This is a genomic window from Acholeplasma laidlawii PG-8A (assembly GCF_000018785.1).
Lineage (GTDB): Bacteria > Bacillota_I > Bacilli_A > Acholeplasmatales > Acholeplasmataceae > Acholeplasma > Acholeplasma laidlawii.
The window spans coordinates 151,274-165,027 of sequence record NC_010163.1 but is presented as its reverse complement, the minus strand read 5'-3'; the positions used below and the strand labels follow the sequence as shown (position 1 = coordinate 165,027).

Here is a 13,754-nt window from a genome sequence, read left to right as displayed (position 1 = left end):
AAACTATCCGGCTACGTTTTTTTAAACATTAATGTATTTTTTTGCTGTCTTTGATTTCATTATAAAAATCAATTGCAGCTTCTAAATTAAATATAAGTGAGAAAACTACTATGATAAGTGATGTAAGAACTACAACTTTCATATACCTTGGGATCACACGATTTCCTTTAATATGTTTTTTGATTTGGACATACAAAAACATATTAAATACACAAATAAAACTATAAACACCTAATAGATAAATAATAAGTTCATTATCACCTTCAGAAGGTATTAAAGCCAATAAACTTAAAAAAACAATAATAACAAGATATGTAATCATATTCACTTTTGCTTGCTTATAATAAAACATTTACATATCTCCTTGTAAGTTATTTTTTGTTGATTATTTTTTTTATGATATGCTTTAATAGATCTCTTATAACTCTTATCGGCCTAGTAATTCTTATCCATCTTACATACACGTGATATTTTATACCTATTGGACGTCTGGTATGTCCATTAATATAATACTCAGTCATTTTACCTTTTATTTGACTACAATACACTTTTTCTAATTGTGACTGGTTATCCCCACACACTAAGAAGAAGTCTTTTTTTAAGTAAAGAATACGGTGCATAATTAAACTACCATCATCTCTTAAAAAAAGAATACAGTCATTTTTATTGTAGTTAAGAGCACTCTTAATATAGACTTGCGTATTTTTTTGATTAAAGAAGGGCCACATACTTACCCCTCTTATTTTAGATACTACAAATCCTTTTTCATTTAATTGATTTAATATCGTGTTTTGTATCATACTCTAGAATTTTTCTTTTTTATTTTATTATCATACATATTTCTATCTACAACATCAATGAATTGATCTCGACTTAAATTTAAATCCTTATGATATACATAATAACCATGACTAATACTTAGTTTAAATTTATCATTGATTTTATTAAACTGATTAATACCATCATAGACCCTTTTTACTATTTCATCAATATCTTGTTTTTCATACTTACTTGTTATGATCAAAAACTCATCTCCACCATAACGTGCTAAAAATTCATGTTTACTACTTGCACTGGCAAGTATTTTCGCAGTCTTTTTAATCGCAATATCACCAACAGAGTGACCTAATGTATCATTGATATCTTTAAAATCATCTAAATCAAATAAAATAGCTGAAAATGGTTTACCGCGCTTTGCACTTATTAGTTTATCTTCTAAATAATAATCCATGTGCCTTCTATTAAATATGCCGGTTAAGTGATCATATCTTACTTTATTGTTTTGAACGAATAAATATAGAATAATGAGTGCAGCAGCCACTGAATTTGGAATATAGGCAATTCCAGGTAATATAATTTGTAAAGTTAAGCCAATCGCCGGAATTAAACTAAACAAAATATATGCAAACATCGTGTTTTGTTCAATACGTTTACGTTTTAATACAAGTAATACAAGTGAACTAAGTAAAATTACAGCATTGACTAATTGTGTCCAGAAAAATAATGGTCCTCTGTGATATATATTTGAACTATCCAAATAATAATACCATCCAGTAAACTGAGTGATAATTAGTAAAATCCAGTTTACCAAATTAATTAGGAAAAAGTATTTGTATAAGTTTTTTGTTCGTTCAGTATCTGTATAAATTCTATTATGAATATATAAGAACCATAATGATGATATAAAGTGACTTATACCATAGGATACAAAATTACCTACACGACTAAAAACAGGATAGAACCAATAGTCTAATCCCTCAAACCTAGCTATCATATCAACCATTAAAAGAAGCAGGGTTACTCTAATGAGTGACCTAAAAAGCCTATCACTCATTAACTTATACCTAACTTGTCCACTTGATAAATATATAGAAATCAATAAGATAAATGAATAAACAAATAAAGCTATATTTACAGTTTGCATAGATTTCTCCCTAATCTATGTAATTATTTATCACACAACAAATATTTTAACATACCTTAAATTTAAAACTGTCAATAACTATAATCTAACGTTTTAAATACACATCACTATACTGCATATCCTTTTCGAATAGATTTTTTACATATGGACAAACAGGATCTATTTTCTTCCCTTCACTTCTTGAAAGTCTTACAACTTCATCGACTAACTTTTGTGCAATACCTTGTCCCCTTAATACAGGATCAACAAATGTATGTGTTGCTGCAATATATTCACCAATATATTTATAAGTAATTTCTGCAATCATTTTACCCGATTCATCATTTATATAAAATCGTCCGGGTTCTTGTTTGAACATCATATGTCTACCTCCAACTTGGTTTATAACTCTATTATAACCGATTAGATAAAAAGGGATACGAAAACGTACCCCTTTTTATGATTTTTATGACTGTAAAAACTTTCTCCCTTGAGTCTTTACAGCCTTGACTTAACTTAATTGATTACACCTATATTATACTTTAAAAGTATAAATTATTGAAATTATTAGCATTTTCATATAAAAAGAGACTATTTTTATATGAAATAGTCTCTTTTAAAAATGATTTTACTTAATGATTATTCAAAATCATCATATATTGGTTTTTTATCTTCTGGTTGATCATAATGGAAGAATTTTTCTTGCAGTATACCTGTACCAGCTGGGATTAATCCACCGATAATGACGTTTTCTTTTAGTCCGTGTAATTCATCTTTCTTACTTCTAATTGCAGCATCTGTTAAGATTCTTGTAGTTTCTTGGAAGGATGCAGCAGATAAGAAGGAATCACTTCTTAGAGATGCTCTAGTAATACCTAATAGTATTGGGCGACCAACAGCTAAGCGACCACGGTTTTTAAGTACTTCTTTATTTTCACGTTTAAACTCATCAATAGATACCTCTGTACCTGGTAAGATGTTGGTATCACCTTCAATAATTACCATGATACGACGTAACATTTGACGAATAATAACTTCAACGTGCTTGTCAGAAATTTCAACCCCTTGAGCGCGGTAAACTTTTTGAACTTCTTCTAAAATGTAGTTAGATGCTGTTTTAACATCTGTTACACGTAGTAATTCTTTTGGATTAATAGATCCACTAGATAGTTTTTGACCTGCAACAACATCTTGACCTTTTTTAACTAAAGCTTCAATGTTTGGATCAAGCGTGTATTTGTATTCAGTGCCTTGGGTATCAGTAATTGTAATGCTAATTGAACCACCACGACGTGAGATATCTTTAACTTTACCTTCAACTTCTGAAATCGTTGCTTTACCTTTTGGATTACGTGCTTCAAATAACTCTTGAATACGTGGTAAACCTTGAGTAATATCGGCACCAGCAGCAACCCCACCTGTATGGAATGTACGCATGGTTAACTGTGTACCTGGCTCACCAATAGATTGAGCAGCAACAACCCCAATAGCTTCACCAACTTCAACAAATTGGTTTGTAGCTAAGTTAATACCGTAGTCTTTCGCACAAATACCATGACTTGATGTACATGTCATAATACTTCTAATTTCAACTTTTTGCATACCTGATTTAACGATTGCCAAACCGATTTCTTCAGTAATCAGTTCATTACGTTTCACAAATACTTCACCAGTTTTTGGACTGATAATGTCATGTGCAGCAAAGCGGCCATAAATTCTATCGTATAATGGAACGATTTCTTTACCTGACTCATCTTTAATTGCTTCTACATAAACACCATGGCTTGAACCACAATCATCCTCAACAATAATAACGTCTTGTGATACGTCGACTAAACGACGTGTTAAGTAACCAGATTCTGCGGTCTTAAGCGCGGTATCGGTAGAACCTTTTCTCGCACCGTGGGTGGAGATAAAGAATTCAGATACGGTTAGACCTTCTCTAAATGATGATTGAACTGGAACTTCAATCGTTTCCCCTTTAGGGTTACTCATAAGTCCTCTCATACCGACTAACTGTGTAAAGTTAGATACGTTACCGCGGGCACCAGAGTCACTCATCATAAAGATGTTGTTATCTTTATCGAATTCTTTCATAATACCAGATTGAATTTCGTTTTTAACATTTGTCCATTTATCAATAACAAGTTTACGACGTTCTGAATCTGTTAGTAATCCATCTTCGAACCATTCTTCAATTTCATTAATTTCTTCTTCGGTTGCTTCAACCATTTCTTTTTTCTTGGAGTATACGTTGATGTCTGCATAAGAAATTGTAATACCAGCAACTGTTGAATATTTAAATCCTAAGTCTTTTAATTTATCTAACATTCTTGATGTTTCAGAAATGTGGAATAATTTAAATACTTGAGCAATAACCATAGATAAGAATCTCTTCTTAAATGGCTCAGGTGTAGGAATATGCTTTAGTGCATCCTTTGGATTCACACCCTTTTTAATAAAGTAAATGTCTGGTGTCTTTTCACTTAAGTTAGACATTGTAGGTTCATTTACATAAGGGAATGTTTCAGGTAAGATTTCGTTAAAGATGATTTTACCTAATGTTGTCACTAAATACATGTTCTTTTGTTCTACTGTAAATGTGTCTTTAACTGATTCTGGTTTAATGATAATTCTTGTATGTAAAGAAATATCTTTATTCTCATAAGCAATCTTAACTTCATCAATAGATGAGAAGAACTTACCTTCATGGCGATGCTTTTCTTGGTGTTTCTTAGTTCTTTCAAGATCATCACCAAAATTACGATCTTTAGATTCTTCAATAGTTAGGTAATAGTTACCTAAAACCATATCTTGAGATGGTGTAACAACTGGTTTACCATCTCTAGGGTTTAAGATGTTGTTAGATGCAAGCATTAATAATCTTGCTTCTGCTTGAGCTTCTGGTGATAGTGGTAAGTGAACCGCCATTTGGTCCCCGTCAAAGTCCGCGTTAAACGCAGGTGTAACAAGTGGGTGTAGACGAATCGCTTTACCATCAATTAATTTCACTTCGAATGCTTGAATACCAAGTCTATGTAGCGTTGGCGCACGGTTTAGTAATACTGGGTGCTCACGTACAACTTTTTCAAGTGCACGCCATGTGTCGTCATCGCGTCTTTCGTATTTAGCGTTTGCATTTTTCTTTTCTGCACCATGTGTTAGTTGTAATTCACGTAAGATAAATGGTTTAAATAATGTAATTGCCATTTCACGAGGAATACCACATTGGTACATCTCTAAGTCTGGACCAACAATAATAACTGAACGTCCAGAGTAGTCCACACGTTTTCCTAATAAGTTTTGACGGAAACGACCTTGTTTACCACGTAGTAAATCAGATAATGATTTTAAGTGGCGGTTACGTTCAACAGCAGCCTTCTTACCGCGTTTCGCGTTATCGAATAATGCATCTACTGCTTCTTGTAACATACGCTTTTCGTTCTTAGTAATTAAACGAGGCGCCATTTGTTCTTTTTGTTTCTTTAAACGGTTGTTTCTGTTTAAGATTCTTCTATATAAGTCGTTAAGGTCAGTTGTAGCAAATCTACCACCATCTAGTGGAACCATTGGACGTAAATCTGGTGGAATGACTGGAATAACATCCATAACCATCCACTCAGGTTTATTGTCTGATTGGTTAAATGCTTCAACAACATCTAAACGTTTAATAATACGATCACGTTTTTGTTTAGAACTTGTTTTAAGACGTTTTCTTAAATTTTTAACTTCTTTATCTAAATCTAGATCTTGAAGTAATTTTTTAACCGCTTCAGCACCAGTAAGCGCTGTAAATCTTGAACCATATTCTTCAACAAGTAAAGAATAGTCTTGTTCGGATAAGATTTGTTTTTTAGCTAGTGGTGTGTTTTGACCTGGGTCAGTCACAATATAACTTGCATGGTAAACAACTTCTTCTAATTGTTTAGCTTTAATGCCTAATAGGATAGCTAATCTTGAAGGAGAGTTCTTTAAGTACCATGTATGCACAACAGGTGCTTCTAAGTTAATATGTCCCATACGTTCACGACGTACTTTAGACTCTGTAATTTCAATACCACATTTTGGACAAATTTGGCCTTTGTTTACAGTTTGTTTCTTACCACAAGCACATTGGTAATCTCTTGTAGGTCCAAAAATTCTTTCATCAAATAGTCCACCTGGTTCAGGTTTTGATGTTCTATAGTTAATAGTTTCATGGTTAATAACTTCACCATAAGACCAGTTTCTAATTTCATCTGGACTTGCAAGTCTCACTTTAAAGTGCGTAAATGCTTTAGAACCATATGTTTTACGAATTGGTTGAATGATCTTATTTACTCTGTCTTCAACAGATACCTCTTGAGGAAGTGCTACTTCTTCAAAAACTTCTGTTGCTACATTAAGAGTAGATAATTTTTCTTCGTGATATAGTTCAAATAAATCGTTGATTTCTTTTAATAAGAACTCATCGTCTTTAAACACATGATAAAGTGTAGATTTGTCATATTTTGTTAATGCTTCTAAATCTTTAATACCTGCTGTTTCAAGTACTGAAACAACTTCATCTGATAATGATAAATCTCTTACATCTCTTGGTAATTTGTAATAAATTAATGTTGGAAGGACTTCATTAAAAGAATCACTCAATAACATTTGAAGTTCTTTTAAGTTAAATGTATTGAAATCTTCTAAACGACTAATACCAGATAGTTTTAATCTATCTAATGCAGTTTGACTTAATTTTAAAGAATCTACAGGTAAGGATAATACTTCGTTCTTAGCCATGATTAAAACCTCCCTTTGTTAAAACCTTTGGACGAGTTGTCTACTAAAGACTTGATCGCCTCATTCTCTCCCTTGTTTGCATCAATGAGTTCTACATATAAGCCTAGGGCTTGAAGTTCTCTTGTTAATACTCTAAAGGATTCAGGAATACTTGCTTTTGGTATTTCTTGGCCGTGTGTAATTGCATAATACACTTTATTACGTCCAATCATATCATCTGATTTAATCGTTAACATTTCTTGAAGTGTATGTGCAGCACCATAAGCATAAAGTGCCCAAACTTCCATCTCCCCGAAACGTTGTCCACCGTTTTGAGCTTTACCACCCATTGGTTGTTGTGTAACTAATGTATAAGGTCCAACGTTTCTAGCATGTAGTTTATCATCCACCATATGCGATAGTTTGATCATGTACATTACACCAACCGAAATACGGTTGTTATAAGGTTCTCCGGTACGACCATCATATAATGTAGTCTTACCATCTGGTGCAATACCTGCTTCTTCCATGATTGCGCCTAACTCATCGTTAGTCACACCATCGAATACTGGGGATGCAACTTTAATACCTAATTTTTGAGCCGAAATTCCTAAGTGAATTTCTAAGATTTGTCCAATGTTCATACGTGATGGAACCCCTAATGGGTTTAACATGATGTCAACATATGTTCCATCTGCTAAATATGGCATATCTTCTCTTGGTAAAATTTTAGAAATAACACCCTTGTTACCGTGACGCCCAGCCATCTTATCACCTTCAGTGATTTTACGCTTTTTAGCAATATAAACTCTAATTTGTTCGTTTACACCAGTTGGTAATTGATCACCATTTTTCTTACTGAAGTATTGAACAGATTGAACTACACCACCGCCACCATGAGGTACACGTAGGGATGAATCTCTATACTCTTTAGCTTTATCACCAATAACAGCGTGAATTAATTTTTCTGATGGAGTTGGTTCAAATACACCTTTTGGTGTGATTTTACCAACTAAGATGTCGCCTTCTTTAACTTCAGAGCCTGGTACGATAATACCGCGTTCATCTAAGAATTTAATTGCTTCTTGACCAACGTTAGGAATTTCTCTTGTGATTTCTTCTTTACCATTAGCTTGTTTTAAATCTCTTGTTTCAATTTCATATTCATCAATGTGAATGGATGTATACACGTCATGCTTCACTAAGTCTTCACTCATGATGACAGCATCTTCATAGTTATAACCTTCCCATGTCATGAATGCCACGGTTACGTTACGTCCTAATGCTAATTCACCATTTTCAGTTGAAGGGCCATCAGCAATGACATCGCCTGCATCAACGTACTCACCTTGCATAACGATTGGTTTTTGTAATATTAAAGTATCTTGGTTAGATCTAAAGAATTGAACTAAATCATATTGATCATTTTGAACTGATTTGGTTTCATATAGTTTCTTAGCGATACCATAATCAAATTCTCCGCCCACTTTATATAGTGTTTTAGATCCTGATTTAATTGTATCAGTTGGTTCTGGTGTGATGATAATCTTCTTACCATCGACATAGGTTACATAACCTGAGTTTTTAGCAATGACTACAGCACCAGAGTCTTTAGCTGCACGGTATTCAACCCCTGTACCAACAATCGGTGATGTAGGTTGTAATAAAGGTACTGCTTGACGTTGCATGTTCGCACCCATAAGCGCACGAGAAGCATCATCGTGTTCTAGGAATGGAATGGAAGATGTCGCAACAGATACGACCTGTTTTGGACTAACGTCCATTGCAGTGATTTCATTAGCATCATAAATACCAGTTTCACCATTACGTCTTGCAATCACTCTACTTTCAATGAATAAACCATGTTCATCCATTGGTGTAGCAGCAGATGCAATCACGTGATCTGATTCTTCGTCAGCTGTTAAATAAATAACTTCTTTAGTCACTGATGTTTCATTTCCGTTTTGTACAACTTTTAAGAATGGTGTCTTAATAAAGCCATATTCATCGACTTTAGCATATGTAGCAAGTGAGGAGATTAAACCAATTGAAGGACCTTCTGGTGTTTCAATTGGACAGAGTCTACCGTAGTGAGAGTTATGCACGTCACGTACTTCAACCCCAGCTCTATCTCTTGCAATACCACCGGTACCTAAGGCAGATACTCTACGTTTTTGAGTTAACTCTGCTAGTGGGTTAATTTGGTCCATGAATTGTGATAATTGTGACGAACCAAAGAATGTTTTAATAGCACCTACAAGTGGCGTCATGTTAATAACGTTTGCAGGTGTTGCATCATTAAAGTTTGTTGTTGACATCTTATCTTTGATGTTCTTTTCAGCTCTTGCTAAACCAATTCTAAATTGGTTTTTTAATAGCTCTCCAATTAATCTTAGACGTCTATTACCTAAGTGGTCGATATCATCTACATTACCTAAACCATCATATAGGTTTAGGAAGTATGAAATACTTGCAACAATATCAGATACTGCTACGAAGATTCTATCTTCTCTTTGGTCACTACCGATAATGCGGATAACGTTTGATTTATCGCCTGCATCATCATATACATATACATCAAGAATTTCAGAAATAACGCCTTGGCGTAATGATTCTTTTTTGTAAACGTCTTCTGTTAAGAAGTATTTGATGACTTTTTCGTCAATTGAATGTCTATTTTTTCTTAAGTTTGTTAAAACTTCTTCAGTAATAGCTTCATTTTTCTTAACTAAAACTTCACCAGTTTTTAAGTTCACAACATTTTCTTTAGCATAAAGTGTGTTACCACCTTCTGGTAAAGTAGTTGCTAATATTTCATCAGCAGTTTCATTTTGTAAGTTATTTTCTTTAGTAATTAATTGTTTTCTAAATGCATCACGATTTTGAGCTAAAATTTGAATAACTTCTTTTGTAAGGTGTGTATCTTTAGCAACTAACACTTCACCATCTAAGATGATATCGTTTGCTAAGTATGTACCTTCTGCTCTTGCTAATACGTCTAATTTCTTAATGAATTTATAACGTCCTACTTTAGCTAAATCATAACGTCTAGCATCAAATAAGCGCATTCTAATGAATTCGCGTGCTGCATCAGCCGGAACTTTTTCACCTTGACGTAATTTTGAGTAAAGATCAATAACCGCTTCATTTGGTGATTTGGTTTCATCTTTTTCAAAAGTGTTGGTAATTAAGCTTGAGCGACCAAAAGTTTCTTCAATATCTTTTTTAGTAGTAAACCCTAATGCTCTAATGAAAGTTGTTAATGGAACTTTCTTAGAACGGTCAAGTTTAGCATATAAAATCTCTTTAGAACCTTGTTCAAACTCTATCCAAGCACCACGTGTTGGGATCACTTGTGCAGAGTACTTAATTTGGTTTATTTTTTTATCCAATTCAGATGTATAATACACACCTGATGAACGTACAATTTGGGATACAACTACACGTTCAGCGCCATTAATGATAAAAGTCCCTGATGGTGTCATCATAGGAAGGTCTGTCATTAATACGGTGGATTCTCTTACTTCACCTGTAATTGCGTTTTCTAATTTAACTCTAGCAGATAATTGTCTAGAATAGTTTAGATCACGAATCTTGGTTTCAATAGTAGAATACTTTGGTTCGGATAATGAACTCTCCTCAAAGTAGAGTTTCAAGTCACCATTGTGTCCTTCAATTGGTGAAATGTCTTTTAACAGTTCATCAATACCAGTTTCTACAAACTCCTCAAAGGATTTAGTCTGTATCTCGATAAGATTCGGCAGTTCAACCTGATGTAACATTTTTGAATAATCACGTCGTTCTGCTTTTTTTCCGTATTTTACGGTTTTATAACTCATGAATCCACACTCCTATCGTTATTTAAAATTCTTGTATTAGGCTTCATTTATATATATAAATATATAAAAAACCCATTTCTATGCATTTTATAATTTTACCACATTGTATACAATAGTGTCAATACAAACGGCAGTTTTCATCTCTTTTGTGCGCGTATCACATAAAAACCCTTATGTCGTTTAACAAGTTCTACTTCTTCATAAATTGTTGATAAATAATCTATTGTAGATTTAGCACCTTGATCTTTTCTAACGACTATCCACAATTGTCCATATGTATTTAAATGTTTATAGGCATCTTTATATAAGTTGTATATGGTAGCTTTACCCGTACGTATAGGCGGGTTAGATACGATACAATCAAATGTTTTGTCTACATGACTGAATAAATTAGACTCATACACGGTTGTTTCAACTTGATTGAGTTTATTATTTTTAATGTTAAGTTCTAGTGCACGTGTATTAATATCTATTTGAGTAACATCCAAGTTTGGATGTACTTTTTTTAAGATAATACCTATGACGCCTATGCCTGAGCCCACATCCAGTAGGCTTTTTGCATGAGTTGGTATATCTAAATTAGCTATAAGTGCGTATGAACCAGTATCTAAGTGGTCTTTACTAAAAACACCTTTATCTGATAAAAATGTAAATTTTTGATCAAACATTTCGACTTGATACGTAGTTTCTTCACTGATTAAATTGGGATCATTTCTAAAGTAATGCGACATAAATTCACCTATAAAAAAGAAGTGAAAAAACCCGAGTAATCTCAGGTTTTTAAACATTCATTTAAATTAAATTAAACAATTTCAACGACTGCGCCAGCTGCTTCAAATTTAGCTTTAAGAGCTTCTGCTTCGTCTTTCTTAGCGTTTTCTTTAATTACAGCGTCTGCAGTTTCAACTAATTTCTTAGCTTCAACTAGACCTAATCCAGTTACTTCACGAGTTACTTTAATAACTTCGATTTTCTTGTCACCGAATGATTTTAATACTACGTTGAATTCAGTTTTTTCTTCAACTTCAGCTGCTGCTGCAGGACCTGCTGCTACTGCTACTGCTGATGGGTCAATACCAAATTCTTCTTTTAATCCGTCCACTAGTTCTTTAATTTCTAATAAAGACATTTCTTTTAAAGCTTCTACGAAAGCTTGTTTTGTTAATTTAGCCATGTGTGTATTCTCCTTAATTATTCTTTAGTTTCTAATAGCATATTTAATCCAATAGCTATTTCTTTTACTGGCATTAATAGACCAGCTGCTAGTTGTGTTAATAAAGTTTCTCTTGATGGTAGGTTTGCAAGTGCCATAATTGCTACTTGGTCAGCTACTTTAGCTTCAATAACACCAGATGTTATCACAACCGTTTTGTTTTTCTTTGCAAATTCATTAATGATCTTAGCTGGAGCTACAACATCATCATATGATATTGCAACTGCTAAAGGACCTGTTAATGATGGTTCTAAAGCATCGAATCCTGCATTGATTGCGGCACGTCTTGTGATATTGTTTTTGTAAACTTTTAAATCGATGTTTTCTTTATGTAATTCAGATCTTAGTGATGTTAAATTTGCAACAGATAATCCTTTATATTCAAACATAACAATTGTTTTAGCCATTTTGAATTTATCAGTTAATGTTGCCACTTGATCGACTTTACGTTGAAGTTGTTTCTTCATGAGTGCCTCCTTTTGTAAGGTTTTGATTTTGGATTTCATTTTTAATAAATAAAATCCCTCTTAATATATAAAGACATATAAAGAGAGAAAATAAGTTCCAGGTTTATTTTTCCTCGGTAGCAAATTAAGTGGATACCACAGCTACTGTCTTTGGTAAATATTTAATTAATTGTTGTGTCTTACTTTTTGATATTGTTTTCTTCAACCATGATGCCAGGGCCCATAGTTGTTGAAAGAGCAATTTTTTTGATATATGTACCTTTAACCGTAGCTGGTTTAATACGTACTAATTGATTGTAAATAGCTAACATGTTTTCATGTAGTTTATTTGAATCAAATGATACTTTACCGATTGGTGCATGGATGTTACCTACTTTATCTGTACGATATTCGATTTTCCCTGCTTTAATTTCTTCTACAGCTTTAGCAACGTCTAATGTAACAGTTCCGGTTTTAGGGTTTGGCATTAATCCTTTTGGACCTAATACTCTACCTAATTTACCTAATTGAGCCATCATATCTGGTGTTGCGACCATAACATCGAAATCAAACCAACCTTTACCAATCTTATCGATTAACTCTACATCGCCTGCTTCTAGCGCACCAGCTGCTAAAGCTTCTTTAGCTTTTTCTGGTTTTGCAATAACGACAACTCTAACAGTCTTACCAGTACCATGAGGTAAGCTAATAGCTCCTCTAAGGTTTTGGTCAGCTTTTCTAGGGTCAACGTTTAAGCGGAATGCGACTTCGACGGTTGCATCAAACTTAGCAACAGATGTTTTTTTAGCAAGTTCTACAGCTTCTAAACCAGTGTAAGCAACTGATTTATCGTATAACTTAACTGCTTCTAAGTATTTCTTTCCTCTTTTCATGAAATTCCTCCTAAATGTGGTATAACGGGATATCCTCCCACAATTTAGAAACTTTAAAGTTCTAAATTATTCTGAAACTATAATGCCCATTTGTTTTGCAGTACCTTCGATGATCTTAGATGCTGCTTTCACATCGTATGCGTTTAAATCCGGCATTTTCATTTTTGCAACTTCTTCTAACTGTGCTCTAGTGATTGTAGCAACTTTATCTTTCTTTGGATTACTTGCTCCAGCTTTGATATTTGCTGCTTTCTTTAGTAAGTCAGAAGCAGGTGGAGTTTTTGTTTCAATTGAGAATGTTCTGTCATCATAAACAGAGATTACAACTGGTACAATATAACCAACCATATTTTGAGTCATATCGTTAAATTGTTTAACAAATTGCGGAATGTTAACTTGAGCTTGCCCGAGTGCTGGACCAACGGGTGGAGCTGGAGTTGCTTTACCGCCAGGAATTTGCAACTTAACTTGTTTGACTACTTTTTTCTTTTCTGCCATAACACGACCTCCTTCTTTTGTAATAAGTATGTGGTACGAATATTTCTCCCACTATGGTGTGTTTACACGCGTGAATATTCTATCATTATTGAGGGTGTATGTCAACAAGAAAAGTGTCACCTCTCCGCATTTTCACACACACTAAAAAAGATATGAAAATTTTGTGACATTTCATCTTACAATCTTTCAACACTTTTTATTTAATTACTGCTATAA

At 33.6% G+C, this 13,754-nt stretch carries 11 protein-coding genes and 1 other annotated feature; all 11 genes read right to left on the bottom strand.

Going from position 1 to position 13,754, the window contains the following annotated elements; all coding sequences use genetic code 11:
* Positions 1-28: 28 nt before the first annotated feature.
* The 11 genes from ACL_RS00865 to rplK all read right to left on the bottom strand — a co-directional run bounded on the left by ACL_RS00865 (position 29) and on the right by rplK (position 13,538).
* A complete protein-coding gene (locus ACL_RS00865; protein ID WP_012242133.1) occupies positions 29-352 on the bottom strand; it encodes a hypothetical protein in 324 nt (107 codons plus the stop codon).
* 19 nt (positions 353-371) lie between these two features.
* Positions 372-800 (bottom strand): S24/S26 family peptidase, encoded by a 429-nt coding sequence (locus ACL_RS00860; RefSeq protein ID WP_012242132.1) that lies wholly within the window; start codon positions 798-800, stop codon positions 372-374.
* Positions 797-1,924, bottom strand: a complete 1,128-nt coding sequence (locus ACL_RS00855; protein ID WP_012242131.1) for a GGDEF domain-containing protein — start codon at positions 1,922-1,924, stop codon at positions 797-799. Before ACL_RS00855 ends, ACL_RS00860 begins: the two co-directional genes overlap by 4 nt.
* A gap of 85 nt (positions 1,925-2,009) precedes the next feature.
* Positions 2,010-2,285, bottom strand: coding sequence for a GNAT family N-acetyltransferase (locus ACL_RS00850; RefSeq protein ID WP_012242130.1), 276 nt, complete (start codon positions 2,283-2,285; stop codon positions 2,010-2,012).
* A gap of 257 nt (positions 2,286-2,542) precedes the next feature.
* Complete coding sequence (gene rpoC / locus ACL_RS00845) at positions 2,543-6,670, bottom strand: DNA-directed RNA polymerase subunit beta' (RefSeq protein WP_012242129.1); 4,128 nt, start codon at positions 6,668-6,670, stop codon at positions 2,543-2,545.
* A 2-nt stretch (positions 6,671-6,672) separates the two neighbouring features.
* Positions 6,673-10,488, bottom strand: coding sequence for a DNA-directed RNA polymerase subunit beta (gene rpoB / locus ACL_RS00840; RefSeq protein ID WP_012242128.1), 3,816 nt, complete (start codon positions 10,486-10,488; stop codon positions 6,673-6,675).
* A 137-nt stretch (positions 10,489-10,625) separates the two neighbouring features.
* Entirely contained in the window at positions 10,626-11,219 is a 594-nt protein-coding gene (locus tag ACL_RS00835; RefSeq protein WP_012242127.1) for a class I SAM-dependent methyltransferase, read from the bottom strand.
* A gap of 71 nt (positions 11,220-11,290) precedes the next feature.
* Positions 11,291-11,662 carry a 50S ribosomal protein L7/L12 gene (rplL, locus tag ACL_RS00830; RefSeq protein ID WP_012242126.1) on the bottom strand — a complete coding sequence of 124 codons (372 nt, stop codon included), beginning with the start codon at positions 11,660-11,662 and terminating at the stop codon, positions 11,291-11,293.
* Positions 11,663-11,679: 17 nt separating this feature from the next.
* Positions 11,680-12,168: a 50S ribosomal protein L10 gene (rplJ, locus tag ACL_RS00825; RefSeq protein WP_012242125.1), complete on the bottom strand. Its 489-nt coding sequence runs from the start codon at positions 12,166-12,168 to the stop codon at positions 11,680-11,682.
* Positions 12,169-12,207: 39 nt separating this feature from the next.
* Positions 12,208-12,340: a sequence feature (ribosomal protein L10 leader region), on the bottom strand.
* A 7-nt stretch (positions 12,341-12,347) separates the two neighbouring features.
* Positions 12,348-13,040 (bottom strand): 50S ribosomal protein L1, encoded by a 693-nt coding sequence (rplA, locus tag ACL_RS00820; RefSeq protein ID WP_012242124.1) that lies wholly within the window; start codon positions 13,038-13,040, stop codon positions 12,348-12,350.
* 66 nt (positions 13,041-13,106) lie between these two features.
* Positions 13,107-13,538, bottom strand: a complete 432-nt coding sequence (gene rplK / locus ACL_RS00815; protein ID WP_012242123.1) for a 50S ribosomal protein L11 — start codon at positions 13,536-13,538, stop codon at positions 13,107-13,109.
* Positions 13,539-13,754: the final 216 nt, after the last annotated feature.

Excerpts from the sequence above, each read along its gene's own strand:
- ACL_RS00865 (WP_012242133.1), bottom strand. The coding sequence starts at position 352 with ATGTTTTATTATAAGCAAGCAAAAGTGAATATGATTACATATCTTGTT.
- ACL_RS00860 (WP_012242132.1), bottom strand. The coding sequence starts at position 800 with ATGATACAAAACACGATATTAAATCAATTAAATGAAAAAGGATTTGTA.
- ACL_RS00855 (WP_012242131.1), bottom strand. The coding sequence starts at position 1,924 with ATGCAAACTGTAAATATAGCTTTATTTGTTTATTCATTTATCTTATTG.
- ACL_RS00850 (WP_012242130.1), bottom strand. The coding sequence starts at position 2,285 with ATGATGTTCAAACAAGAACCCGGACGATTTTATATAAATGATGAATCG.
- rpoC (WP_012242129.1), bottom strand. The coding sequence starts at position 6,670 with ATGGCTAAGAACGAAGTATTATCCTTACCTGTAGATTCTTTAAAATTA.
- rpoB (WP_012242128.1), bottom strand. The coding sequence starts at position 10,488 with ATGAGTTATAAAACCGTAAAATACGGAAAAAAAGCAGAACGACGTGAT.
- ACL_RS00835 (WP_012242127.1), bottom strand. The coding sequence starts at position 11,219 with ATGTCGCATTACTTTAGAAATGATCCCAATTTAATCAGTGAAGAAACT.
- rplL (WP_012242126.1), bottom strand. The coding sequence starts at position 11,662 with ATGGCTAAATTAACAAAACAAGCTTTCGTAGAAGCTTTAAAAGAAATG.
- rplJ (WP_012242125.1), bottom strand. The coding sequence starts at position 12,168 with ATGAAGAAACAACTTCAACGTAAAGTCGATCAAGTGGCAACATTAACT.
- rplA (WP_012242124.1), bottom strand. The coding sequence starts at position 13,040 with ATGAAAAGAGGAAAGAAATACTTAGAAGCAGTTAAGTTATACGATAAA.
- rplK (WP_012242123.1), bottom strand. The coding sequence starts at position 13,538 with ATGGCAGAAAAGAAAAAAGTAGTCAAACAAGTTAAGTTGCAAATTCCT.